Origin of the sequence: Dactylosporangium sucinum, from assembly GCF_014647515.1 — a bacterium.
In the GTDB taxonomy this organism is placed as follows: Bacteria; Actinomycetota; Actinomycetes; order Mycobacteriales; family Micromonosporaceae; genus Dactylosporangium; species Dactylosporangium sucinum.
Window position 1 is genome coordinate 21,582 of the sequence record NZ_BMPI01000053.1, and the last position, 24,667, is coordinate 46,248.

Annotated in this window: 23 protein-coding genes; 7 read left to right on the forward strand and 16 right to left on the reverse strand. The window is 72.1% G+C overall.

Going from position 1 to position 24,667, the window contains the following annotated elements; translation table 11 throughout:
• From IEZ31_RS59535 to glnA, 3 genes are all read right to left on the reverse strand, one after another.
• On the reverse strand, window positions 1-327 hold a 327-nt coding region (locus IEZ31_RS59535; RefSeq protein WP_373294757.1), incomplete at its 3' end, for a PIN-like domain-containing protein.
• Window positions 245-931 carry a DUF433 domain-containing protein gene (locus IEZ31_RS39535; protein ID WP_190255236.1) on the reverse strand — a complete coding sequence of 229 codons (687 nt, stop codon included), beginning with the start codon at window positions 929-931 and terminating at the stop codon, window positions 245-247. The genes IEZ31_RS39535 and IEZ31_RS59535, both read right to left, overlap by 83 nt.
• Window positions 932-1,098: 167 nt before the next feature.
• The gene (gene glnA, locus IEZ31_RS39540; protein ID WP_190255237.1) at window positions 1,099-2,523 is read right to left on the reverse strand and encodes a type I glutamate--ammonia ligase; all 1,425 of its coding nucleotides are present in this window, start codon (window positions 2,521-2,523) and stop codon (window positions 1,099-1,101) included.
• A gap of 190 nt (window positions 2,524-2,713) precedes the next feature.
• On the opposite strand from glnA, the gene IEZ31_RS39545 reads away from it, so the two are divergent.
• The gene (locus tag IEZ31_RS39545) at window positions 2,714-3,064 is read left to right on the forward strand and encodes an RDD family protein (protein WP_190255238.1); all 351 of its coding nucleotides are present in this window, start codon (window positions 2,714-2,716) and stop codon (window positions 3,062-3,064) included.
• Here IEZ31_RS39545 and IEZ31_RS39550 read toward each other — a convergent pair.
• Window positions 3,061-3,762, reverse strand: coding sequence for a DUF4191 domain-containing protein (locus tag IEZ31_RS39550; RefSeq protein WP_190255239.1), 702 nt, complete (start codon window positions 3,760-3,762; stop codon window positions 3,061-3,063). The two genes, IEZ31_RS39545 and IEZ31_RS39550, sit on opposite strands and share 4 nt — an antisense overlap.
• A 24-nt stretch (window positions 3,763-3,786) precedes the next feature.
• Entirely contained in the window at window positions 3,787-4,722 is a 936-nt protein-coding gene (gene lipA, locus IEZ31_RS39555; RefSeq protein WP_190255240.1) for a lipoyl synthase, read from the reverse strand.
• Between the two features lie 101 nt (window positions 4,723-4,823).
• Between lipA and IEZ31_RS39560 the strand changes: the two genes are divergently transcribed.
• A complete protein-coding gene (locus tag IEZ31_RS39560; protein WP_190255241.1) occupies window positions 4,824-5,396 on the forward strand; it encodes a DUF6928 family protein in 573 nt (190 codons plus the stop codon).
• On the opposite strand, the gene lipB is transcribed toward IEZ31_RS39560, so the two are convergent.
• A complete protein-coding gene (gene lipB, locus IEZ31_RS39565) occupies window positions 5,380-6,012 on the reverse strand; it encodes a lipoyl(octanoyl) transferase LipB (RefSeq protein ID WP_190255242.1) in 633 nt (210 codons plus the stop codon). The two genes, IEZ31_RS39560 and lipB, sit on opposite strands and share 17 nt — an antisense overlap.
• Before the next feature lie 135 nt (window positions 6,013-6,147).
• Here lipB and IEZ31_RS39570 point away from each other — a divergent pair, with 135 nt between their 5' ends.
• Complete coding sequence (locus tag IEZ31_RS39570; RefSeq protein ID WP_190255243.1) at window positions 6,148-7,368, forward strand: extracellular catalytic domain type 1 short-chain-length polyhydroxyalkanoate depolymerase; 1,221 nt, start codon at window positions 6,148-6,150, stop codon at window positions 7,366-7,368.
• 93 nt (window positions 7,369-7,461) lie between these two features.
• Here IEZ31_RS39570 and IEZ31_RS39575 read toward each other — a convergent pair whose 3' ends face one another.
• The 3 genes from IEZ31_RS39575 to lpdA form a co-directional block, all read right to left on the reverse strand.
• Window positions 7,462-8,352: a TIGR01777 family oxidoreductase gene (locus IEZ31_RS39575; protein WP_190255244.1), complete on the reverse strand. Its 891-nt coding sequence runs from the start codon at window positions 8,350-8,352 to the stop codon at window positions 7,462-7,464.
• A gap of 76 nt (window positions 8,353-8,428) precedes the next feature.
• Window positions 8,429-10,186 carry a 2-oxoglutarate dehydrogenase, E2 component, dihydrolipoamide succinyltransferase gene (gene sucB, locus IEZ31_RS39580; RefSeq protein ID WP_190255245.1) on the reverse strand — a complete coding sequence of 586 codons (1,758 nt, stop codon included), beginning with the start codon at window positions 10,184-10,186 and terminating at the stop codon, window positions 8,429-8,431.
• A 21-nt stretch (window positions 10,187-10,207) separates the two neighbouring features.
• Window positions 10,208-11,590, reverse strand: coding sequence for a dihydrolipoyl dehydrogenase (gene lpdA / locus IEZ31_RS39585; RefSeq protein ID WP_190255246.1), 1,383 nt, complete (start codon window positions 11,588-11,590; stop codon window positions 10,208-10,210).
• 203 nt (window positions 11,591-11,793) lie between these two features.
• On the opposite strand from lpdA, the gene IEZ31_RS39590 reads away from it, so the two are divergent.
• Window positions 11,794-12,105, forward strand: coding sequence for a hypothetical protein (locus IEZ31_RS39590; RefSeq protein WP_190255247.1), 312 nt, complete (start codon window positions 11,794-11,796; stop codon window positions 12,103-12,105).
• 42 nt (window positions 12,106-12,147) lie between these two features.
• On the opposite strand, the gene IEZ31_RS39595 is transcribed toward IEZ31_RS39590, so the two are convergent.
• On the reverse strand, window positions 12,148-13,707 hold the full coding sequence (locus IEZ31_RS39595; RefSeq protein WP_190255248.1) for a leucyl aminopeptidase: 1,560 nt from the start codon (window positions 13,705-13,707) through the stop codon (window positions 12,148-12,150).
• 106 nt (window positions 13,708-13,813) lie between these two features.
• Here IEZ31_RS39595 and gcvT point away from each other — a divergent pair, with 106 nt between their 5' ends.
• Entirely contained in the window at window positions 13,814-14,905 is a 1,092-nt protein-coding gene (gene gcvT, locus IEZ31_RS39600) for a glycine cleavage system aminomethyltransferase GcvT (RefSeq protein WP_190255249.1), read from the forward strand.
• Between the two features lie 34 nt (window positions 14,906-14,939).
• Here gcvT and cobS read toward each other — a convergent pair whose 3' ends face one another.
• On the reverse strand, window positions 14,940-15,686 hold the full coding sequence (gene cobS, locus IEZ31_RS39605; RefSeq protein WP_190255250.1) for an adenosylcobinamide-GDP ribazoletransferase: 747 nt from the start codon (window positions 15,684-15,686) through the stop codon (window positions 14,940-14,942).
• Window positions 15,674-17,437: a bifunctional adenosylcobinamide kinase/adenosylcobinamide-phosphate guanylyltransferase gene (locus tag IEZ31_RS39610; RefSeq protein WP_190255251.1), complete on the reverse strand. Its 1,764-nt coding sequence runs from the start codon at window positions 17,435-17,437 to the stop codon at window positions 15,674-15,676. The genes cobS and IEZ31_RS39610 overlap by 13 nt, the downstream gene beginning before the upstream one ends.
• 105 nt (window positions 17,438-17,542) lie before the next feature.
• On the opposite strand from IEZ31_RS39610, the gene IEZ31_RS39615 reads away from it, so the two are divergent.
• A complete protein-coding gene (locus IEZ31_RS39615) occupies window positions 17,543-17,743 on the forward strand; it encodes a hypothetical protein (RefSeq protein ID WP_190255252.1) in 201 nt (66 codons plus the stop codon).
• A gap of 3 nt (window positions 17,744-17,746) precedes the next feature.
• Entirely contained in the window at window positions 17,747-18,538 is a 792-nt protein-coding gene (locus tag IEZ31_RS39620; RefSeq protein ID WP_190255253.1) for a site-2 protease family protein, read from the forward strand.
• Window positions 18,539-18,590: 52 nt separating this feature from the next.
• Here the strand turns inward: IEZ31_RS39620 and IEZ31_RS39625 are convergent, their stop codons facing one another.
• The 4 genes from IEZ31_RS39625 to murA all read right to left on the reverse strand — a co-directional run bounded on the left by IEZ31_RS39625 (window position 18,591) and on the right by murA (window position 24,578).
• A complete protein-coding gene (locus tag IEZ31_RS39625; RefSeq protein WP_190255254.1) occupies window positions 18,591-19,589 on the reverse strand; it encodes an aldo/keto reductase family protein in 999 nt (332 codons plus the stop codon).
• Window positions 19,590-19,638: 49 nt separating this feature from the next.
• Complete coding sequence (locus IEZ31_RS39630) at window positions 19,639-22,158, reverse strand: WG repeat-containing protein (RefSeq protein WP_229836339.1); 2,520 nt, start codon at window positions 22,156-22,158, stop codon at window positions 19,639-19,641.
• A 264-nt stretch (window positions 22,159-22,422) separates the two neighbouring features.
• The gene (locus tag IEZ31_RS39635) at window positions 22,423-23,049 is read right to left on the reverse strand and encodes a DUF3043 domain-containing protein (RefSeq protein ID WP_190255255.1); all 627 of its coding nucleotides are present in this window, start codon (window positions 23,047-23,049) and stop codon (window positions 22,423-22,425) included.
• Between the two features lie 86 nt (window positions 23,050-23,135).
• On the reverse strand, window positions 23,136-24,578 hold the full coding sequence (gene murA, locus IEZ31_RS39640; RefSeq protein ID WP_190255287.1) for a UDP-N-acetylglucosamine 1-carboxyvinyltransferase: 1,443 nt from the start codon (window positions 24,576-24,578) through the stop codon (window positions 23,136-23,138).
• Window positions 24,579-24,667 lie beyond the last annotated feature (89 nt).

Consider the following 24,667-nt stretch of genomic DNA (forward strand, 5'->3'; position numbering starts at 1 on the left):
GAGGAACATGTGGATCTTCGCGTCGAGCCACGCCGCCAGCTCGTGCGGGCGGTCGAGAATGCGCTGGTCACGTCCGAAAACGGTCCAGCCGTTGCGGCCGACCACCGGCAACCACTGCTCGTCGGCGAGTCCCTGCTGCAGGCGGTCGGTGCCGAACACAGAGGCCGGGCTGTGGACGCGGTAGCCGAGGCCGGTGATGTACCGCAGCGCGGTTCGTCCGCCGAGGCTCTCGTCGATGTAGAACTCAGGCGGCGCGGCCCAGGAGGATGCGTGCGGCGGCCCGGACGTCGCTGATGCTGATGCCGAACTCGTCTGCGACCGTTTCAGCGTTCTCGCCCGCCTTCGTCATGCTCGCGACGTCCGACACCCGGGCGCCCGAGCCGGCGAAGACCGGCTGGCCGAACGAGCGGTGCACGTTGACGATCACCTTCGCCGGCAGCCACTGCCGCAGCTGCAACTCGGTGGGGTATCCGCGGTCGTCCCAGGCGATGTACGACATCTGGTCCTCGACGATCTCGCGGATCACGTGCTGGCCGGTGTCCCCGGCGATCAGGCCCTGACCCGGCTCGGACATCGCGAAGTCCCACAGCACGTCGATGCCGTCGGTCGCCAGCTCCGGGGCGACCAGGACGTAGTCGCGGCCGAACTCGCTCTGCAGCGCGGCGAGGGCCGGACGGATCTTGTGCGGCCGGACCCCGGCGTCGCGGAGCGCGTCGAGGACGTGGGCCTCGGCGAGGGCGATGAACGTGACCGGTAGTGGGCCGCGATCGGCCGGCAGGACGTGCAGCAACGGCTCGCCGCGCTCGTAGCCACGGGCCCACCGGTGGAACGTCCGCTGCGGCACGTCGAGGTAGCGGCCTGCCTCCGCGAGGTTGAGCAGGCCGTGCTCGAAGCGGGCGTCGATGACGCCCGGTCGTGCCTTCCTAGCCATGGTCACACCGTACCGGCGGAGCGTCGATCCGCCGCATTGACGCCTCCACTCGATTACTCGACGAGTGGTTTGGGATACGAACCGTAGTTGCGACGCTGGAAACGCGGAGCGGCCCGCCCCGTTGCCGGGGCGGGCCGCTCGTGCCAGTACCTGTGGGACCGGGCAGGTCACACGTCGTAGTACATCGCGAACTCGTGCGGGGTCGGGCGCAGGCGCACCGGGTCGACCTCGTTGGCGCGCTTGTACGAGACCCACGTGTCCACCAGGTCCTGCGTGAACACGCCGCCCTCCAGGAGGAAGCCGTGGTCGGCCTCCAGGGAGTTCAGCACCTCGTCGAGCGAGCCGGGGACCTGCTTGACGTTGGCGACCTCCTCCGGCGGCAGGTCGTACAGGTCCTTGTCGATCGGGGCCGGGGGCTCGATCTTGTTCTTGATGCCGTCCAGGCCGGCCATCAGCATCGCGGAGAAGGCGAGGTAGACGTTCGCCGACGGGTCCGGGACGCGGAACTCGACGCGCTTGGCCTTCGCGTTGGTGCCCGTGACCGGGATGCGGGTGCAGGCGGAGCGGTTGCGCTGCGAGTACACCAGGTTGACCGGCGCCTCGTAGCCCGGCACCAGGCGGCGGTACGAGTTGACCGTCGGGTTGGTGAAGGCGAGCAGCGACGGGGCGTGGTGCAGCAGGCCGCCGATGTACCAGCGGGCCGTGTCCGACAGGCCGCCGTAGCCGGCCTCGTCGTAGAACAGCGGCTCGCCACCCAGCCACAGCGACTGGTGCGTGTGCATGCCCGAGCCGTTGTCGCCGAAGAGCGGCTTCGGCATGAAGGTCGCCGTCTTGCCGGCGGCCCACGCCGTGTTCTTCACGATGTACTTGAACAGCTGGAGCTGGTCACCGGAGTGCAGCAGGGTCGAGAACTTGTAGTTGATCTCGGCCTGGCCGGCGGTGCCGACCTCGTGGTGCGAGCGCTCGACGACGAAGCCGGCGCCCAGCAGCTTCTGCACGATCTGGTCACGCAGGTCGGCGTAGTGGTCGACCGGCGGGACCGGGAAGTAGCCGCCCTTGTAGGCAGTCTTGTAGCCCCGGTTGCCGCCCGGCTCGTCCTTGCCGGAGTTCCACCAGCCCTCGATCGAGTCGATGTAGTAGTAGGCCTGGTTCGCCGACGTCTCGTGGCGGATCGAGTCGAAGATGTAGAACTCGGCCTCGGGGCCGAAGTAGGCGGTGTCGGCGATGCCGCTCGACTTGAGGTACGCCTCGGCCTTCTTCGCCACGTTGCGCGGGTCACGCGAGTAGGCCTCGCGCGTGAACGGGTCGTGGATGAAGAAGTTCAGCGCAAGGGTCTTCTCGACCCGGAACGGGTCGATGAAGGCCGACGTCGGGTCCGGCAGCAGCAACATGTCCGACTCGTGGATCGCCTGGAAGCCACGGATGGACGAGCCGTCGAAGGCGAGGCCCTCGCTGAAGACCTTGTCGTCGAACGACTCCACCGGGACGTTGAAGTGCTGCATGACACCCGGCAGGTCACAGAAGCGAACGTCGACGAAGCGGACGCCCTCGTCCTTCACGTATCGCAGCAGCTCGTCAGAATTGGCGAACACTCGTCCTCCAGGTCGCAGGCAGAACCAGTCTGGTGATCACTTCAGTGTGAAGCTGGCTGGTTGGTCGCGACCGTAGAACCGTGCGATTGCCCATGCGTGTCCCATTTGTTTCCGCTGTGTTTCACAGGGGGTGAGTCGGCCGACATTCGGCTGATCATCGACGACGGTCTGTTCGGTAGGCTGAGCCGCCGTGGAACACTCCCCGGCCCCGCTCACGCGGCGCTTCGGCGCATTGCTCATCGACTGGCTGCTGTGCCTGCTCATCGCCGGCGCCTTCGCCGACCCCGTCCGCGAGCCGTGGCTCGCCCCCGGCATCCTCGTGGTCGAGTACGCGCTGTTCGTCGGCTTCTTCACGCAGACCGTCGGCATGAAGCTGATGCGGATCCGCTGTGTGTCGCTGGCCACAGGCACCGCGCTGGGCGTCCCGCGGGCGCTGCTGCGCGGCGTCGTGATGCTGCCGCTCGTCACCGCGCTGATCATGGACGCGGACCAGCGCGGCCTCCATGACAAGGCCGCGGGCTCCGTGGTGGTGACGGCCTAGCGGCCGCGCATCGCCTTGAAGGCGCCCTTCGGCGGCTTCATGTTCTTCGGCATCGCGCCGCGCGGCATCTGCGGGCGGGCCGAGAGGGCCTTGAGCCGCTTGTCAAGGGCGTTGACGTCCTTGCCGGTGATCGTGCGCGGCAGCCGGACGAGCGTGCTGCGCAGCTTGGCCAGGGGCAGCTGCCCCTCCTCGTTGCCGATCATGAAGTCGCGCAGGTCGGCGTTGCCGATCACCTTGACCAGCCGGCGGCGCTCCTGGTTGATCAGGCCCTTGACCCGGCTCGGGTTGCCCTCGCCGAGGAGGATGACGCCGGGGCGCCCGATGATCAGGTGCACCATGTCGAACTGCGTCGTGGACGCCACGGCGGGCGTGACCCGCCAGTCGCCGCGCATGTTCTCGATGATCGAGGCGGCCGCGCCGGGCTGGCCCTCGGCCTCCTTCATCATCGCCTTCTGCGAGCGGAGGTTGAGCACGATGACCGTGCCCAGCAGGGCCAGCAGGATGCCCATCGGCAGCCAGATCCAGGACAGCACGCCGATGCCGAAGAGGACACCGACGACGATGAGCGGCACCGCGATCACCGTGATCACCAGCGGCAGGAAGAGCTTGTCGCGCTTCGCGGTGAACGAGAACACCATGCCGATCTGCTTCAGCCGGGTGAAGAACCCGACCTTTTCCGGCTCCTGGGCCTTTGCCATAGCACCGAGTCTAGTGGGAAGCGGTCAAGCCTTCAGCGCCCGGCTGTCCAGCGCCTGGCGGAACAGCCGCCCGGCCCGGTAGGAGGAGCGCACCAGCGGCCCGCTGAGCACGCCCGCGAAGCCGATCTGCTCGGCCTCCTCGCGAAGCTCGACGAACTCCTCGGGCTTCACCCACCGCTCGACCGGGTGGTGGCGGGGCGTCGGCCGGAGGTACTGCGTGATCGTCACCAGCTCGCACCCGGCCTCGTGGAGGTCCCGCAGCGCCTGGGTGACCTCGTCGCGCTCCTCGCCGAGCCCGAGGATCAGGTTCGACTTGGTGACCAGCCCGGCGGCCCGGGCCTGCGTGATCACGTCGAGGGACCGCTCGTAGCGGAACGCGGGCCGGATCCGCTTGAAGATCCGCGGCACCGTCTCCACGTTGTGCGCGAGCACCTCGGGCCGGGCGGCGAACACCTCGGCGAGCAGCTTCGGGTCGCCGTTGAAGTCGGGGATCAGCAGCTCGACGCCGCAGCCCTCGACCAGGCCGTGGATCTGCCGGACGGTCTCCGCGTAGAGCCACGCGCCCCCGTCGGGCAGGTCGTCGCGAGCGACGCCGGTCACGGTGGCGTACTTCAGCCCCATCGTCGCCACCGACTCGGCCACCCGGCGCGGCTCGTCCGCGTCGAACTCGGCCGGCTTGCCGGTGTCGATCTGGCAGAAGTCGCAACGCCGCGTGCATTGGTCGCCGCCGATGAGGAAGGTCGCCTCGCGGTCTTCCCAGCACTCGTAGATGTTGGGACAGCCGGCTTCCTGGCAGACCGTGTGGAGGCCCTCGCGCTGGACGAGGCCCCGCAGATGCGTGTATTCGGGTCCCATCTTCGCCGAGACCTTGATCCACGGTGGCTTGCGCTCAATCGGCGTCTCCGCGTTTCGCGCCTCGATGCGCAGCAGACGACGACCTTCGGGAACAACGGCGGTCACCTGACGAAGACTACGCCGGGTGCTTGCCCAAGCGCTGGGAACGCGATTGACGTCACGTTCACGAGGTTTCTGAATACTCCGGTCCGGTAACCACGTCAGCTGTGGCGCTGAACGACACGTTGGTGGTCTTCGCCGACGGCAACCCGATCGATGTACTCCGGGCCTGTCCCGTGCTGGACAGGCCCGCCACGAGAGCCCTCGCCGAGCGGCTGTTCCCGGCGGCGGACGTCGAGGAGATCGGCGACGAGCTGCTGCGCGACGCGCTGAACCCGCCGGCCGGCGTGGTCTACGTCGGCTGCTTCGCCGGCCTCGACCTCGTCTGCAGCTGGCACCTGACGCCGAGGCGGCCGTCCGAGCTCGACCCGGTGGTGCTGTCGGCGACGCAGCGGCGCAACGTGTACCTCCACGCGGCGCACGGCGACGCCGGGTGGTGTAGCTACGGCCTCTGGCGCGACGGCGCCCGCGTGCGCGCGGTCAGCGTCTGCCCCGACCCCGCGGTGAGCGAGGACGAGGGCGAGCCGCTGCCGTTCGAGGACGCCGGCGACGAGGACCTGACCTGCCGCTCGATGCACGCGCTGTTCGGCTTCCGCTGCGACGAGGACGAGGACCGGCTCGACGACGTCGACCCCGAGGTCATCCCGGTCGTGGCCTACCGGGTCAGCACAGCGTCGTGAGGTGCCGCTCGACGACCGGCAGGACCTCGTCGACCGGCACGGCCCGGCCGAGCTCGGCGGAGAGCGAGGTCACGCCGGCGTCCCGGATGCCGCACGGGACGAAGATGTCGTACCGCGAGAGGTCGCAGTCGGCGTTCAGCGCGAACCCGTGCAGGGTCACCCCGCGCGCCACCCGGATCCCGATCGCGGCGACCTTGCGGTCGGGGCCGCGGTCGTCGGCCGGCACCCAGACGCCGCTGCGGCCCTCGACCCGGACCGTCGCCAGCCCGAACTCCGCGCAGACGTCGATGAGCAGCTGCTCCATCCGCCGCACGTAGGCGACCACGTCGATCGGGTCGGGGAGGCGGATGATCGGATACCCCACCAGCTGGCCCGGCCCGTGCCAGGTGATCTTGCCGCCGCGGTCGACGTCGACCACCGGCGTGCCGTCGAACGGCCGGTCCGCCGGCTCCGTCCGCTTGCCGGCCGTGTAGACACTGGGGTGCTCCAGCAGCAGCACCGTGTCGGATTGCGCGCCGTCGGCGACGGCCTCGTGGATCCGCCGCTGCTCGGAAAGGGCGGCCTCGTAGTCGACGAGCCCCGCCCTGACGATCTGTAGCCCAAGAGTGCTGGTCACCCCAGCAGCCTAACCCCGGCCGCGGGCTCATGGGCCAGGCCCGGAATGTGTGGCTTCCGGACATAGCGATGCGTCGAAGTTCACACCTACGGTGGGGCTCCTCACAACTCCACCCTCTTCGGAAAGGGCACCGCCATGCCCCGGATGTTGCGCCTGATCCTGCCGCTGCTCGCGGTGGTCGCGGCCGCGACCGGACTCTCCGTCGCCGCCTCACCCGCCTACGCCGCCAGCCTGACCAGCGTCGCGAGCTTCGGCTCCAACCCCGGCAACCTCACGATGTACAGCTACCGGCCGGACGGCATGCCCTCGGGCGCCCCGCTGGTGGTCGCGATGCACGGCTGCACCCAGAACGCCACCGACTACTTCACGAACGCGGGCTGGCGAAAGTACGCCGACCTGTGGAGGTTCGCCCTGGTCCTGCCCGAGCAGAAGTCGGCCAACAACTCGACGAGCTGCTTCAACTGGTTCGAGACCGGCGACACCGCCCGCGGCGGGGGCGAGGCGCTGTCGATCAAGCAGATGGTCGACTACGCGGTCGCCAACTACGGCGTGGACGCCTCCCGCGTCTACGTCACCGGCCTCTCCGCCGGCGGCGCGATGACCGCCGTGATGCTCGCCACGTACCCCGACGTCTTCGCGGGCGGCGCCATCATGGCCGGGATCGCGTACCGCTGCGCGACGTCGACGCTCAACGCGTACAGCTGCATGAACCCGGGCGTCGACAAGACCCCGGCGGCGTGGGGCGACCTGGTCCGGGCCGCGTACTCCGGCTACTCCGGCGCCCGGCCGACCGTCGCCGTCTGGCACGGCACCTCGGACACGACGGTCGCCCCGGCCAACGCCACCGAGCTGCGCGACCAGTGGACCAACGTGCTCGGCGTGTCCCAGGCGCCGACCTCGACCGCGTCGCTGCCCGGCGGCACGTCGCTGTCCAACTACGGCGACAAGGTCAAGGTGTACCTCGTGTCCGGCATGACGCACGCCACGCCCGTCGACCCGGGCAGCGCGACGGAGCAGTGCGGCACCGCCGGGACCTACTACAAGGACACCATCTGCTCCTCGTACTACCAGGCGAAGGACTGGGGCCTCGACAACGGCACGGCGTCGCCCACCGCGTCCCCGACGGCCTCGCCGACGGCGTCCCCGACCCCGACCGCGTCCCCGACCCCGACCACGGGTCCTTGCGTCCGCGCCTCGAACTACGCGCACGTCACCGCCGGCCGGGCCCACATGACCGGCGGCTACGTCTACGCCAACGGCTCGAACCAGAGCATGGGCCTCTACAACGTCTTCACCACGCACGGCCTGCAGCAGACCGGCGCGAACTACTGGGTGATCGCCGACTCGACCTGCTGACACAATGCGTTGATCTTGCAGTTGTGGTGCCAGGACGCTCCGGGAATGTCCGGGTTTGACGGCACCACAACTGCAAGATCGGCGCGAACGGGGTCAGGCGCGGATCGCCCACGCCAGGGCCTGGCGGACCGTCGGGTGGCGGAAGACGAAACCCTGCTCGGTGAGCACCGCCGGGAGCACCCGCTGGCTGCTCAGGGCCTCGCCCGCGAACTCACCCGCGACCGCGTGCAGCGCGAAGCCCGGCACCGGGAGCAGGTTCGGGCGGTGCAACTCGGCGGCGAGGGCGGCGGCGAACTCCGCGTTGCGGACGGGCTCCGGGCCGGTGAGGTTGACCGGCCCGGAGACGTCGTGGTCGAGCAGGAACACCACGGCCTCCAGCCAGTCCGGCAGGGAGATCCACGGCCAGTACTGGTGGCCGCTGCCCATCCGGCCGCCGCCGAACAGCTGGAACTGCAGGTACAACGGGCGCAGCAATCCGCCGTCCCGCGCCAGCGGCAGGCCCGTGCGCAGCACCGCGACCCGCGTCCCGGCCGCCTCGGCGGGCTCGGTCGCGGCCTCCCACACCTTGCACAGGTCCGCGAGGAACGTGTCGCCGCCGGGGGAGCGCTCGTCCACGGCGCGGTCGCCGGTGTCGCCGTAGTAGCCGACGCCCGACGCGTTGAGCAGCACCCGCGGGCGCGGCTCGGCGGCCGCGATCGCCCGGGCGAGCGTCCCCGTGCTGTCGACCCGGCTGTCGACCAGGACCCGTTTGTACCCGGCGGTCCACCGGCGGTCGCCGACCCCGGCGCCGGCCAGGTTGATCACCGCGTCGGCCCGCTCGAGCAGCGCTGCGTCGACGACCTCGGCGACCGGGTCCCACTGCGCCTCGTCGGCGGCGCGCGGCGGCCGGCGGACCAGCCGGGTCACCTCGTGGCCGGCCCGGCGCAGGTGCGGCACCAGCCGCTTGCCGAGGAACCCGGACGCCCCCGCGATCACGATCTGCATGGCTCCATCATTCCCGGAAACGCCGAAGGGACGCCCCGCACCGGGCGGGACGTCCCCTCGATCGGGAGTTGGGGCCCTACAGGCCCAGGTCGGCCTCGAAGTTGCCGGCCTCCAGGCGCTCCTTCATCGTGGTGAGGAAGCGGGCGGCGTCGGCGCCGTCGACGATGCGGTGGTCGTACGACAGGGCGAGGTAGACCATCGACCGCGGCGCGATGATCTCGCCGAGCTCGGGGTCGTTGACGACGACCGCGCGTTTCACGACCGCGCCGGTGCCCAGGATGGCCACCTGCGGCTGGTTGATGATCGGCGTGTCGAACAGCGCGCCGCGGCTGCCGGTGTTGGTCAGCGTGAACGTGCCGCCGGTGATGTCGTCCGGGTTGAGCCTGTTGGTGCGGGTGCGGTCGGCCACGTCGGCGATGCGCTTGGCCAGGCCGCCGAGGTTGAGGTCGCCCGCGTGCTTGATGACCGGGACGATCAGGCCCTTCTCGGTGTCGACCGCCATGCCCAGGTGCTCGGCGTCGTGGTAGGTGACGGTGCCGGCCTCCAGGTCGATCGAGGAGTTCACCGACGGGTGCACCCGCAGGGCCTCGACCGCCGCCAGGGCGAAGAACGGCAGGAACGACAGCTTCACGCCGTGGGTGGCGAGGAACTGCTGCTTGGCCTGCTCCCGCAGCTTCGCGACCCGGGTGACGTCGACCTCGACGACCGTCGTCAGCTGGGCCGAGATCTGCAGCGACTCGACCATGCGGCGGGCGATGAGCGCGCGCATGCGGGTCAGCTTCTGGGTCTGGCCGCGCAGCGGGCTCGGGGCCGCCTTGGGGGCCGGCGCCTTCGGGGCCGCCGCCGGAGCCGCGGGCGCGGCGGCCGGGGCCGCGGCGGCCTTCGCGGCCTCCTGGGCCTTGGCCGCGGCGTCGAGGACGTCCTGCTTGCGGATGCGGCCGCCGACGCCCGTGCCGGACAGCGTGGCCAGGTTGACCCCGTGCTCGGCGGCGAGCTTGCGGACCAGCGGCGTGACGTAGCCGGCCTCGTCGCCCTCGACCTTGCCGTTGCCGCCCGCGGTGACGTTGGTCGCCGGGCCGGTCTCGACGGGGGCGGTGGCCGCGGGCTGCGGCTCGGCGACCTTCGGCGCGGCGGCCGGCTGGGGTGCCGGTGCCGGCGCCGGCGCGGGCGCCTCGGCCTTCGGCTCCGCCTTGGCGGGAGCGGCCGCGGCCGGGGCACCACCCGCGGCGCCGATCACGGCCAGGTCGGCGCCGACCTCGACGGTCTCGTCCTCCTGGACCTTGATCTCCAGCAGCGTGCCGCTGACCGGCGACGGGATCTCGGTGTCGACCTTGTCGGTGGAGACCTCGAGCAGCGGCTCGTCGGCCTCGACCTGGTCGCCGACCTGCTTCAACCAGCGGGTGACGGTGCCCTCGGTGACGCTCTCGCCGAGCGCCGGCATCTTCACCGCGGTGCCCTCGCCACCACCGGTGGCCTGCGGCGCGGCGGCCTGCGGCTCGGGCTCGGGGGCGGCCTGGGGCTCCGGCTCCTGCGCGGGCTCCGGCTCCGCCTCGGCGGCCGGTGCGGTGGCCGCGGCCGCGCCGGCCCCGCCCTCCGCGCCGTCGCCGATCACGGCCAGCTCGGCGCCGACCTCGGCGGTCTCGTCCTCCTGCACCACGATGCGGGTGAGGACGCCGGCCGCCGGCGACGGGATCTCGGTGTCGACCTTGTCGGTGGAGACCTCGAGCAGCGGCTCGTCGGCCTCGACCTGGTCGCCTTCCTGCTTCAACCAGCGGGTGACGGTGCCCTCGGTGACGCTCTCGCCCAGCCGGGGCATGGTGACCGATACCGGCATCTGAAACTACTCCTAAGATTCTTAGTGGACGTGGAGCGGCTTGCCGGCGAGCGCGAGGTGCGCCTCACCGAGAGCCTCGTTCTGGGTGGGGTGCATGTGCACCAGCGGGGCGACGTCGCCCGGGAACGCTTCCCAGTTGTAGATCAACTGAGCCTCGCCGATGAGCTCGCTGACCCGGCTACCCACCATGTGGACGCCGACGACCGGCCCGTCCTTGACCCGGATGAGCTTCACGAAGCCGGCCGTCTTGAGGATCTGGCTCTTGCCGTTGCCGGTGAGGTCGTACTGCACCGTCTCGACCTGGTCGCCGTGCAGCTCGCGGGCCTTCGACTCGTTGAGGCCGACGGAGGCGACCTCGGGCTCGGAATACGTCACGCGGGGGATGCCCGCCTCGTCGATCAGCTGCGGGTGCTGGCCGGCGATCTCCTCGGCCACGAAGATGCCCTGCTGGAAGCCGCGGTGGGCGAGCTGGACGCCCGGCACGATGTCGCCGACGGCGTAGACGCCGGGCACCGAGGTGCGCAGCCGCTCGTCGGTGAGGACGAACCCGCGCTCCATCTTGATGCCCTGCTCCTCATACCCGAGGTTGGCGGTCGTCGGGCCGCGACCGACGGCGACGAGCAGCAGCTCCGCCTCGATCGTCTCGCCGCCCTGGATGGAGACCTTGACCCCGTTCGCGGTGCGCTCGACGCCCTCGAACGGCTTGCCCACCTTGAAGGCGATGCCGCGCTTGCGGAACGCCCGCTCCAGCGCCTTCGAGCTGGCCTCGTCCTCGACCGCAAGCAGCCGCGGGAGCGCCTCGACGATCGTCACGTCGACGCCGAACGACTTCCACGCGCTGGCGAACTCGCAGCCGATGACGCCGCCGCCGAGGACCACCGCCGACGCCGGCACGTGGTCGAGGCCCAGCGCGTGCTCACTGGTGATGACCCGCTCGCCGTCGACGACCAGGCCCGGGAGGGTCTTCGAATACGACCCGGTGGCCAGCACGACGTTCTTCGCCGTATACCGCGTGCCGCCGACCTCGACGGCGCCGGGCGCCACCAGGCGGCCCTCGCCCTCGATCAGCTGCACCTTGCGCGCCTTGGCCAGGCCCTGCAGGCCCTTGTACAGCTTCGTGACCACGCCGTCCTTGTAGGCGTTGACCGCCTTCATGTCGACGCCGTTGAACTTGGCCTGGATGCCGAACTGCTCCGCCTCGCGCGCCGCGTCGGCGACCTCGCCGGCGTGCAGGAGCGCCTTGGTCGGGATGCACCCGCGGTGCAGGCAGGTGCCGCCCAGCTTGTCCTTCTCGACCAGCGCGACGGAGAGGCCGAGCTGCGCCGCGCGGAACGCGGCCGCATAGCCGCCGCTGCCGCCGCCCAGGATCAGGACGTCGAAGGAGTTGGCGTGTGGGTCACTCACGAATTCTCCCAGGTGATGCACGGGCCCGGTGACCCGTGGCGGTGCGAATAGCGGGGTTCGCCCTTCGCATGACGATCCTTGGCCATCTTGTCACTTGCGCTGCCCGCCTGCGACGGTAGGTGCCCCCACGGCGGACGACTGGGACACTGCAAACATGCGCCGTCGTCGTAGGCTGGTCGCCAACTCGTAGGGGAGGAGCGGTCGTGGCATGGTTTCGCCGACGCAGGCCGGCAGCCGGTGGACGCACCGCGAGCCGTGAGGATCTTGCTCACCTCGAGGAGTTCGTGCGGTCGCGCCGCGGCGTCGAGGGCTTCATCGAGCCCCGCACGACCGTGACGGAGACGACACTCCTGCTCATCGCCCATGACGGCGAATGGACCCGTCGCCGCATGGAGAGCCCGCAGGCGGCGCGCCAGTTCGCGCACCGCCTGAGCATGCCCATCTACGACACCGCGCTGGTCGGCTATCCGCAGCGGATGCGCGACTACAACGCGCGCAACAAGCGCACCACCTGATTCCATTGGGCCGGGGCCTTCGGCTCCTGGCCGTACCTGAGGCTACCGCTCGGCGGCGATCTCCTCGACCAGGTCGATCAGGGTGCGCACCGGCACGCCGGTGCCGCCCTTGCTCCAGTAGCCGAACGGCTCGCCGGCGTGGTAGCTGGGGCCGGCGATGTCGATGTGGGTCCACTGCACGCCCTCGGTCACGAACTCGGACAGGAAGACCCCGCCCTGTAGCATGTGACCGGCCCGGTCCATGCCCGCGTTGACCTGTGAGATGTCCGCCACGTCCGACTCCATGCCCTTGCGGACGTCCTCGGGCAGCGGCATCGGCCACATCGGCTCGCCGGTGCGCTCGCCGGCCTCCCGGACCCGCTCGCACAGCTCGGGCGTGCCCATGACCCCGGAGATCCGCTTGCCGAGCGCGATGACCTGGCCACCGGTGAGCGTCGACACCTCGAACAGGTAGTCGGGCTCGTCCTCGCAGGCCCGTGCGATGGCGTCGCCCAGGATCATGCGCCCCTCGGCGTCGGTGTTGAGCACCTCGACCTGCTTGCCGTTGTACATCGACACGACGTCACCCGGCCGGTAGGCGCTCCCGGACGCCATGTTCTCGGCCATCGGGGCGTACCCGACCACGGCGACCTTCGGCTTGAGCTGGGCGATCGCGATCATCGCCGCGGCGACCGCCGCCGCACCGGACATGTCGGACTTCATCTCCCACATGCCGGCCGCCGGCTTGATCGACACGCCGCCGGTGTCGAACGTGATGCCCTTGCCGACGAGCGCCACCCGCCGGGTCGCGCCGGCCGGCTCGTAGGCGATGCGCACCAGCCGCGGCGCCGCGGCCGACCCCAGGCCGACGGCCAGGATGCCGCCGTACCCCTGCTTCGCGAGCGCCTTCTCGTCGAGCACGGACACCGACAGCGACGCCTCGCCGGCGGCCGCGGCCACCGCGTCGGCGAACTGCGGCGGGCGCAGCTCGTTGGGGGCGGTGTTGATCCAGTCGCGGGTGCGCGCCACGGCCGCGGCCACGGCCACCGAGCGCTTGAGCGCCGCCTTCGCCGCCTTCGAGCCGGCGTCGGGCACGTGCACCACGGCCTTGCGCACCGGGTCGCGGCGTCCCGCGGCCGGCCTGGTCTTGTACCCCGCGAACCGGTACGCGCCCAGCAGCGCGCCCTCGGCCACGGCACGCACGCCCGCGGTCACCCCGGCGTCGGACCCGCCGTCCCGGTCGGCCACGGGCAGCACCAGGGCGACCGAGGCGGACCCGGCCAGCGCCCGGGCCGCCGCGCCGGCCGCCCGCCGCAGCGTCTCCGGCGCCGGGGCGGCACCGGCCGGCTCCGGGCCGAGGCCGACGGCCACCACCACGGGCGCGGCGACAGCGCCGAACGCGGCGAGCTTCGTCACCTCGCCGACGGCGCCGGTCGCGCCGAGGACGCGCAGGGTCTCGGCCAGCCCGCCGCCCGGCCGGTCGCTGAACGCCGCGGCGACGCGCTCGGCGCCGGGGGCGAGCAGCAGCTTGGCGTCGCCGCCCTCGTGGGCGTACACGCCGATGACGACGGCGTCGACGGCGAGCTCGGCTGGGTCGGTGTCGGCCAGGGTCAGGGAGGTCACTCGGGCTCCACATCAATGATGGTGTCGTCTTGGTGCGTTCACCGCAGCTTCAGCATGCCGCCGAATCGGGTGCTGGACACGATAACCAACGCGATAGGTTGCGGACATGACCCAACCCTTGCGGCACCCCGCGTTGTATCACCGTCATGCGGCGCTCGGTGCCAAGTTCGCGGCGTTCGGTGGCTGGGAGATGCCGTTGGAATACGCCGGGGGCGGCGTGCTCAAGGAGCACAGCGCCGTCCGGGAGGACGTGGGCGTGTTCGACGTGTCCCACCTGGGCAAGGCCCGGGTGCGCGGCCGGGGCGCCGCCGCGTTCGTGAACCGCTGCCTCAGCAACGACCTCGACCGCATCGCCGCGGGCCAGGCGCAGTACACCCTGTGCCTCGCCGACGACGGGGGCGTGGTGGACGACCTCATCGCGTACCGGTTCGGCGACGACGACGTGTTCCTCATCCCCAACGCGGCCAACACCGCCGAGGTGGTCCGCCGGCTCACCGCCGCCGCCCCGAACGGCGTCTCGGTCGTCGACCAGCACGAGCTGTTCGCCGTCCTGGCCGTCCAGGGCCCCCGCTCGACCGAGCTGCTCGGCGGGCTGGGCCTGCCGACCGACCACGACTACATGAGCTTCACCGTCTCCGCCTACGCGGGCACCGACGTCGTGGTCTGCCGCACCGGGTACACCGGCGAGCACGGCTACGAGCTGGTCGTGCCGTCGCACGACGCCCTCACCCTGTGGGACGCGATCGTCGAGGCCGGCGCCCGCCCGTGCGGCCTGGCCGCCCGCGACACCCTGCGGACCGAGATGGGCTACCCGCTGCACGGCCAGGACCTCTCCGCGCAGATCAGCCCGGTGCAGGCCCGCGCCGGCTGGGCGGTGGGCTGGAAGAAGCCGGAGTTCTGGGGCCGCGCGGCGCTCGTCGCCGAGAAGGAGGCCGGGCCGCGGCGCCTGCTGTGGGGGATCGAGGCCCTCGACCGGGGCATCCCGCGGGCCCACATGACCGTGCTCGCCGGGGACACCCCGATCGGGGAGGTGACGAGCGGCACGTTCTCGCCGACCCGCAAGGTCGGCATCGGGCTCGCGCTCATCGACACGGCGTCGGGCGTGGGCGAGGGCGACGAGGTCGCCCTGGACGTCCGCGGCCGCCGCTCCCAGGTGCGCGTGGTGAAGCCCCCGTTCGTGCCGTCCTCGGTCCGCTGACCCCCCGCTGAGGCCCCGCCCCGGCGGCGGGGCCTCACCCCGTCGCGAGCACGACGAGCGCGGCCATGGTAGAGAGCTCGACCGCCGCACCGACGACGTCTCCGGTGAGCCCGCCGAAGCGCCGCCGGGCGTGCGCGGTGAGCCCCCAGGCGACGATCACGGCGACGCCGACCGCGACCGGACCGCGGACCGGGTCGGCGAGGACGGCGAACCCGGCGATGACCAGCGCGGCAACGACCACCAAGGGCAGCGGGACGGTCTCGGCGACGAGCGCGCCCAGTCCCTCGGGCCGCGCGGCCGGAAGCCCTCGCCGGCAGGCGACGGTCGCGGCGAGGCGTCCCGCCGCGAACGCGATCACGACGAGCGCAACAACCGACAAATCGGAAGTATCCGCAACAACGGCGGAGAGCGCGGCAGCGTCCACCAGGAGCACGAGGACGATCGCCGCCACGCCGAACGGCCCGATGTCCGGCTTCTTCATGATCTCCAGCGCCCGGGCGGGCGGGGCGTAGGAGCCCAGGCCGTCCGCGACGTCCGCGAGGCCGTCCACGTGCAGCGCCCGCGTCAGCAGCACCGCCGCCCCCACCAGCAGCGCGGCCGTCAGCAGGGGGGACGCGCCCAGCGTCGCCAGGGCCCAGCCCAGCAGGCCCAGGACCAGGCCCAGCAGGCCACCCACCACGGGGGCGAGGACCATCGCCACACGGGCCGTGGCGCGGTCGAACCGGTCCGCCCGGACGGGCGCGACCGTGAACAGGGTCAGGGCGAGCCTCAGTCCTCCCACGAGGGTTTCACGTACGGCATCTCCGCGGTCGGCGAGTCGGCCACCACCCGCTGGATCTCCGCCTCGATCCGCTCCTGCTCGCTGAGCTCGTCGGGCGGCGGCGGGGGAGCGGCCGGGGTGGCCGCGGCGACGGTCAGCGCGGTGTTCACCAGCGGCAGCGCGGCCAGCGCCGTCGCGCCCTCGCCCAGGCCGAGCTTGAGCTGCAGGAACGGGGTCACGCCGAGCACGTCGGCGGCGAGCTTCACGGTCGGGTTGTCGCCGTGGTCGGGCATGAGCAGCCAGTGCCGGGTCTGCGCGCCGTAGTCGCGGGCGACCAGCCCGGCGGCGATGCCGACCGGGCCGTCGACCATGACCGGCAGCCGGCGGGACGTGGCCCCGATGATCAGGCCGGCCGCGACCGCGAGGTCGCCGCCGCCGAGCATGGACAGGATCGCGTGCGGGTCGCGGCTGCGGGCCCGGATGCGGTGCCGGGCGTCGCGGACGGCGGCGACCTTGTGCATCCAGGCCGCGTCGTCGACGAACCCGGCCGCGTTCGTGACCCGGCCGAGCAGCGCGGCCGGCTCGCCGCCGGTGAGGACCGCCACGACGGCCGCCGCGGCGGCGTCGGAGCCGGCCCCGCAGGAGGCGAGCACGAGCAGGTCGACGCCCTCGTTGGCGGCGGCGTCGGCGAGCCGCCAGCCGAGGGTGAGCGCCGCGTCGACGCTCGCGTCGTCGAGCGCGTCGTGCAGCTCGGCCGGCCCGGCCTCCGGGCAGTCGATCGCCTGCACGCTCGCGCCGGCCGTGGCGGCGAGCATCGCGATCGTGCCGGTGCCCTCCACGACGTCATCGAGGCGCTGGTCGGCGGCGCCGGCCGAGTCGCCGGCCGCGAACCCGCCGGACCGGTCGCCGCGCAGGACGATGACGCGGGGCTGCTGGAACGGGCGCGGGTCGGGCCGGCCCTGCACGCCACCGGCGAACCGGACGACCGGCACCAGGCCGCCCAGGCCGGCGCCGTTGAGCTTCAGGGTGAGCAGGCGCTCGGCGGCCTCCGCGGCGGCCGCCTCGTCGGGCAGCGGCAGCTCCAGGCCGGGGGCGAAGGACAGCAGGTCGCCGCCGTCGGCGGTGGACAGCACGGAGCCGGCGCCGGCCGACTCGAAGACGAAGGGCGGCTCGGGCACGGCGAGCGGCTCGGTCTGCTCGCGGCTGCCCGCGTTGCCGACCAGCTCGCCGCCGCGCAGCCAGCTGACCTCGCCGGCAACGACCAGGGCGACGCCGTCGCAGGCGGCGGCGACCCGCTGGTTGAGCAGGCCGCTGCCGTCGGCGAACGTGCGGCCGGCGTCGGTCGCCGGCAGGACCGCCAGGCCGACCTCGGGCCCGACGAGCACCAGCAGCGCGGCCGGGCAGCCGCGCACGGCGTCGGCGAGGGCGCCGATCGGCGCGTCGGCCGTGGCCGGGTCGGACCAGTCGCCGGCCCCGTCGTAGATCGCGGTCAGCCACCCGCCGAGGTCGTCCACCAGGACGACCTCGTCCGGCTTCGCGCCGGTGAGCAGGTCCGCCAGCCGCTCCGGCTCGGCGCCGAGCTCCTCGGTCAGCCAGCTCTCCGGTCGCCGGGCGCGGTGCGTGGCCAGCCGGGCCGACCAGCCGGCGTCCGGCGTCCCGCCGGGTGTCTCGGGGGACGTCGCGACGTAGCGCACCCTGTCGGCCCCAGCGACGAGCGCCTCCGCCACTTCTGACTTCCCGGACCGGATTCCTCCGAGCACCAGCAACCGCATGCGGCCTACTGTATGGCCCGCTGTGCACTTTCCGGTGGCCGGAGTCGGCGCAGCGCGCCCGGGCCGATACGCTCGATGTCATCTACCTGGGACGGGAGTGTGACCATGGCGTGGACGTGGCGGTTCGAAGACGCTGAGCGCCGGCCGATCGACGGCCCGAACGAGGCGTTTTCCAGCCAGTCCGACGCGGAGTCGTGGCTGGGCCAGACCTGGCGCGACCTGGTGGCGAAGGGCGCCGCATCGGCGACCCTGAGCGAGGATGACCGCACGGAGTACAGGATGAGCCTCCTGCCGGCGGGGGGCTGACGGGTGTCGTACGGCCGCTACACCGACCGTGTCGCGCGCCTGCCCCGCGAGGCGTTCCGGCCGAGCCCGATCTTCCTCGGGCTGGTGGCGCTGTTCCTCATCACCGGCTGGATGACGTGGGCCGGGTTCGGCAACGTCCGCATCAACGTGTTCCTCTTCGTCGCGGCCGGGTGGACGATCTCGCTCTGCCTCCACGAGTATTCGCACGCCGTCGTCGCCTACAAGGGTGGCGACCACGACATCGCGCACCGCGGCTACCTGACGCTCGACCCGCTGAAGTACACGCACCCGCTGCTGTCGATCGTGCTGCCGCTGGTGTTCGTGCTGCTCGGCGGCATCGGCCTGCCGGGCGGCGCGGTGTGGGTCAACCACTCGGCGGTGCGCAGCCGGTTCGTCGACAGCCTGATCAGCTTCGCCGGCCCGGCGACGAACCTGGTCCTCGCGGTGGTGATGGTGCTGCCGTTCGGCCTGGGGCTCGCCGACACCGGCCACCCCGACTTCTGGGCGGCGCTCGCCTTCCTGGCGTTCCTGCAGCTCACCGCCAGCGTGCTGAACTTCGTGCCGATGCCGGGCGTCGACGGCGGCAACCTGATCTTCCCGTGGCTGTCGCCGCAGTGGCAGCGCGGCTTCAACCACGTCGCTCCCTACGGCATGCTGATGCTCATCGCCCTGCTGTGGTCCCCGGTGATCAACCGGTGGTTCTTCGAGGTCGTCTACACCATCGGCGACGCGATCGGCCTGCCGTCGTTCCTCGTCGGCGACGGCTACGACCTCTTCAAGTTCTGGAGCTTCTGAGGTCCCGTGCGAGCGTGAGGGGGCCGGCCCGAGGCCGGCCCCCTTCCGCGTGCTACGGCCGCTCGGCCGGGCTCGTGGTGAGCGCCGGGTCGCTGACCACGACCGGGGCCAGCACCTCGTCGATCCGCTTGAGCAGCTCCGCGTCGAGCTTCACGCCCGACGCCTTGACGTTGTCCTGCAGCTGCTCCGGCCGGGTCGCGCCGACGATGGCGGACGACACGTTCGGGTTCTGCAGCACCCACGCCACACCGAGCTGCGCCATCGTCAGGCCGGCCTGCTCCGCCAGCGGTTTGAGCTGCTGTACCGCCGCGAGCACGTCGTCCTTGAGCAGCCGGGCGATGAAGTTGGCGCCCGACTTCTCGTCCGTCGCCCGCGACCCCGCCGGCGGCGGCTGACCCGGCAGGTACTTGCCCGTCAGTACACCCTGGCCGAGCGGAGACCAGACGATCTGCCCCACGCCGAGCTCCTCCGACGCCGGGACGACCTCCGCCTCGATGACGCGGTAGAGCGCCGAGTACTGCGGCTGGTTCGAGACCAGCTGGACGTTCAGCTCGCGGGCCAGGGCGTGGGCGGCGCGGATCTCCTCCGCCTTCCACTCCGAGACGCCGATGTACAGCGCCTTGCCGCTGCGCACGACGTCGGCGAACGCCTGCATCGTCTCCTCGAGCGGCGTCGCGTAGTCGTAGCGGTGGGCCTGGTAGAGGTCGACGTAGTCGGTCTGCAACCGGCGCAGCGACCCGTTGATCGACTCCAGGATGTGCTTGCGGGACAGGCCCCGGTCGTTGCGGCCCGGCCCGGTCGGCCAGTACACCTTGGTGAAGATCTCCAGGCCCTCGCGGCGCTGGCCCTTCAGCGCGTCGCCCAGGACGGCCTCCGCCCGGGTGCCGGCGTAGACGTCGGCGGTGTCGAAGGTGGTGATGCCGAGGTCGAGGGCCGCGTGCACGCAGGCGGTGGCCTGGTCGGCCTCGACCTGCGAGCCGTGGGTGATCCAGTTGCCGTAGGAGATCTCACTGACGAGCAATCCCGAACGGCCGAGGTGTCGAAACTCCATACCCCGACCCTATCGGTCGCTCCTTACACCCCGGGCGGGTGTCCGCGGTTCACATCACGGGTCGGGTGTCGGCCAGCAGGCGGTCGATCTCGTCGGTGACGCCGGTGCGGCTGGGGAACGTGGCCTCGATCACGGTCCGCCCGCGCCGGTCGAGCGCGCCCCAGCGCTGCGCGTCGTCGGCGATGAGGAACGCCACCGGGTGGATCATCAGCGTGTGGTGGATCGGCGGCACGAGCACCCGCCCGGACCGGTCGACCACGCCCTTGCGCCCGTCGAGCGAGACGACGGCGAGCCCCTCGTCGCTGAACCCGTCGATGTACCGCCCGTCGAGCAGCGCCGTGGCGAAGCCGTCGTACTGGAACGACACCACGACCCGCCCGACGCCGTCGACGGCGCCCCAGTGCCGGCCCCGCCGCACGGCCGCGACCCCGCGCCGGAACGGGCGCACGTCGTCGTAGCCGGTCGAGATGAGCACCGTGTTGGCCTTGTCGATGGCGATCCAGCGGGTGGTGCCGTCGCGCGACACCCAGGCGACACCGTCGGAGAAGCTGCCCACGCCGAGGTAACCCGCGGTCGGCTCGATGAGCACCCGGCCGGTGTCGTCGATGAGCTCCCAGCTCTCCGAGCCCTGCCGCTGCACCCAGGACACGCCGTCGCGGAACGGCTGCACGTCGAGGTACCCGGGGCCGATGACGAAGTTGCCCTGAGGGTCGACGTACCCCCAGCGCTGGGTCTGCTCGTCGAACGCCGGCGACGGCGGCTTGCGGATCTGCAGGGTCTCCTCGCGCGTGCGCGGATACGGGCCCCAGCCCTTCTCCGCGACCCGGCGGAACACCGCGTCGAGCGCCAGCTCGGTCTGCGCGATGAGCTCCGGGTCCTCCTCCTTGCGCAGGTCGAGCGCCCGCTCGAAGTGGTTGCAGGCCTCCATGTAGCGGCCCTGGTCGTAGGCGCACTTGCCGGCGTGCTGGTGCATCGTGGCGCGCAGCCGGTCGGGCAGCTCGCTCGAGTTGGCCAGCGTGAACAGCCGGTCGGCCTCCTCGAACTCCTCCCGCCACTGCAGCACGTGGGCCAGGCGGGCCTGCGCGATCGCGATGCGGCGCAGCTCGCCGGTGGCCTCGGCGTGGGCGAGGGCGAGCTTGCCGTCGGCGAACGCCTTGGGCAGGTCGCCGAGGATCCGCGACACGACCGCGCGCAGGCTGAGCAGCCGGGCCCGGGTCGGGTTGTCGGCGACGCCGTTGAGCTTCGCCGTGAGCTGGTCGCGGATGTCGGTGAGCTGCTGGACCTCGTCGCCCTCGATCTGCTCGCGCAGCGTGTCCGGGTCGAACCGCCACACGAACGACGCCAGCACCTGTTCGGGATCCGGCGCGCTCGGCTGCGCCGGCTCGGCGCGCGGGCCGGGCGGCGACTGCGGTGCGATCGCGGCGAGCTCGGGCGGGAACCCGTCGGCGCCCGGCCGGACGATCGGCAGGTACCCGGTGGCCTGCAGGCCGTCGACCCCGGCCCCGGTGAGCGGTGCCGACCGGTAGCCACCCATCGCGGTGCCCTGCTGGACGGCCGGCGGCTCCGCCGAGGGCGGCTCGGCCGGGGCCGCGCTGACCGGGGCGGCGCTCACGGGCGCGCTGGAGACGGGAGCGCTGGACACTGGCGCGCTGGAGACGGGCGCGCTGGAGACGGGCGCCTCCGCGGGCGCGTCGGCCGGGCCCCAGGCGCTCAACGGCGCGGGCGCCGCGGACACCGGGGCGTCGGGGTAGCCGGCGGGCGGCGAGCTCATGGGGGCGTTCGGCGGGGCGCTCATCGGCGCGTCGACGTGGGCGCCCCGGCCGGCCGGCGGCGCGCTCATGGGCGCGGCCGGGGGAGCGCTCATGGGGGCGTTCGGGTAGGCGGGCGGCGCGCTCATGGGCGCGTCGGGATACGCCCCGCGGCCGGCCGGTGGAGCGCTCATCGGAGCGTCGGCCGGGGGCTGGCCGCCGTACGTCCGGCCCTGGCGCTGCTGCTCGGCCGGCGCGCCGAAGCCGCCGGTGTCACGCTCGGCGGTGCCGCCGTAGACGTTGCCGCTGTCGCGCTCGGCCGGCGCGCCGCCGTAGACGTTGCCGGTGTTCTGGGGTGACGGGGAGCCGTACACCGCCGGGCCGCGGCCGGGCGGCGGGGTGCCGACCGAGGCGCGCCCCGAGGGCCGGGCCGGAGGCGGCGGAGGCGGGCCGCCGGCGGGCTTGCGCATGGCGCGCGGCACGCGGGGCACCTCGTCGGTCGGGCCGTCGAAGGCCCGGCTCTGCGGCCGCCCGTGACCCTGCCCCGGCGGCCGGCCGCGCGGGTCGCCCGGCTGCTGGTAGCCCTGTGGCCCATACCCCGGGGGCGGCCCGTACTGCCCGGGCGGCCCCTGCCGCGGCTGCCCGCCCTGCGGATGGCCCTGCGGCCCGTAGCCGGAGCGGTGGTCGTCGTGCCCGCCGCGAGGATCGTCGTAGCCGCCGCGGGGGTCGTCGTAGCCCCGACCGCGCGGCGGCTCGCCCTGGGGTGGCACGCGGGGGCGGCGGCCGGCCGGATCCGGCTCGTCGCGACGCTGTTCAGGCACCCGGTTCCACGGCATGGTAGGCACGGCCGCCCAGGTGGGCGCGGCGGTTCCCGGCTCTTCTCCCGGGTACTCGTCGCTCACAGCTTCGCTCTCCTCGCCCCACGCCGGCACCAATCATGCACCGGCGCCCGTTTCGCGCCTACCCGGTGAATCGTGGTCCGGTCGCGATGGGAGGGTACGGCCTGGAGCCCTCTCTACGCCACCGTCGCGTGGCGAGCCGCCGCCGAATCGTGTCTCAGCGTGACCCTGACCTGCGCCGGGGGTTCAGATCGCCGCGCCGACCTTGACCTGGGGCTTCGGGTTGCGGATGAAGCGGAACGAGATGGCCCGCATGATCGCGTAGAAGTAGAGCCGGCCGAGCTTCTCGGTCGAGTCCGGGAAGCGCTGCTTGACCATCTTCTTGACGGTGCGGGAGATGAAGAAGCTGTCCACCGCCGTGGCCAGGAACATCAGGCCGAACAGCGCGTTGGCCGCGAAGTAGATCGACGGGTTGAGATTGCGGTTGAACCCGACGATCATGACGAGGAACGTGGTGCCGAAGAACCAGGTGCCGATCGTGCGCCGGGAGTCGACGATGTCGCGCACCAGGCGGCGAACCGGGCCCTTGTCGCGGGGCAGCAGGTAGCGCTCCTCGCCGTTGGCCATGCCCTCGCGGGCCTCCAGCCGCTCGGCGCGCATCTTCTCGCGCATGCGCTTGGCGGCCTCCCGCCGGTTCGCCGCGGGCGGCTCGGCGACCCGGCGGCCGGCGATGGTCCGCTTGGGGGTCTGCTTGCCCAGCTCCCGCTTCGACGGGGTGTGGCCCTTGGTGGCAGCCTCGGGCTCCGCCTCCGGGGCGGAGACGGCGACGGACGAGTCGGAGTCCTCGGACTTGCGGCGAAACAGCGACGGCACGCCGTGAAGGGTAGCCGACGCTGCGCATGAACAGCACCGCCGGCCGCCCTTCGGGCCGTGTTCGAACCGTGTTCGAACCGAAATCGCTACCCGAGCTCGACGTGGGCGCCGAGGCCGTTGAGCTTCGCCTCGAAGTCCTCGTAGCCGCGCTGGATGAGCTTGACGCCGTAGACGCGGGACGTGCCCTCGGCCGCCAGGGCCGCGATCAGGTGGCTGAACCCGGCCCGGAGGTCGGGGATCACCAGGTCGGCCGCGTGCAGCTTCGACGGCCCGGCGATGACCGCCGAGTGCATGAAGTTGCGCCGGCCGAAGCGGCAGGGGGTGCCGCCGAGGCACTCACGGTACGTCTGGATGGTGGCGCCCATCTGGTTGAGCGCCGCGGTGTAGCCCAGCCGCCGCTCGTAGACCGTCTCGTGCACGATCGACAGCCCGCGCGCCTGGGTCAGCGCGACCACCATCGGCTGCTGCCAGTCGGTCATGAAGCCCGGGTGCACGTCGGTCTCCATCGCGACGGCCTTGAGCTCGCCGCCCGGGTGCCAGAAGCGGATGCCGCCCTCGCCCGGGGTGTCGTCGATCTCGAACGCGCCGCCGACGGTGGTGAACAGGTTGAGGAAGGTCATCATGTCGGCTTGGCGGGCGCCCTTGACGAACACGTCGCCGCGGGTCGCGAGGGCCGCCGCGGCCCAGCTGGCCGCCTCGATCCGGTCGGGGATCGGCCGGTGCGAGTAGCCGGTCAGCCGCGGCACACCCTGGATCTCGATGACCCGGTCGGTGTGGACCTTGATGATCGCGCCCATCTTCTGCAGCACGCAGATGAGGTCGATGATCTCCGGCTCGACGGCGGCGTTGCGCAGCTCGGTCACGCCCTCCGCGCGCACCGCCGTGAGCAGGATCTGCTCGGTGGCGCCGACGCTCGGGTAGGGCAGCTGCAGCTTGGCGCCGTGCAGCCCGTCGGGCGCGGTGATGTCCATGCCCTTCTCGGACTTGTCGACGACGGCGCCGAACTCGCGCAGGGCCTGGATGTGGAAGTCGATCGGCCGGCCGCCGATGTTGCAGCCGCCCAGGTCGGGGATGAACGCGTGGCCGAGGCGGTGCAGCAGCGGGCCGCAGAACAGGATCGGGATGCGGCTGGACCCGGCGTGGACGTTGATCTCGTCGACGTTGGCCGACTCCACGTTGGACGGGTCGAAGATCAGCTCGCCGTCGGCGGCGCCCCGGCTGACCCGGACGCCGTGCAGCTCCAGCAGGCCGGTGACCACCTCGACGTCGCGGATCGCGGGGACGTCGAAGAGCCGGCTCGGGGTCTCGCCGAGCACGGCCGCCACCATCGCCTTGGAGACGAGGTTCTTGGCACCGCGCACGCGCAGCTGGCCGTTGAGCGGCGCACCGCCGTGCACGGTGAGGACGTCACCGGCGTCGTAGTTGGTCACGGAACTCCTCCTGCAGGCAGGAACGTGGATAGCAGGCGCTGACGCAGCGTGAGGCCGGAGAACCGGACGCACCGCATCGCCCGCGCAGCATATCCACATGTACTGCATGGGGAAGTCGCGTGCACGCCACCCCTGGCACGAAGACGGGACTCTGACAGGGATCACCACAGAGGGTGATGATCCGTCTC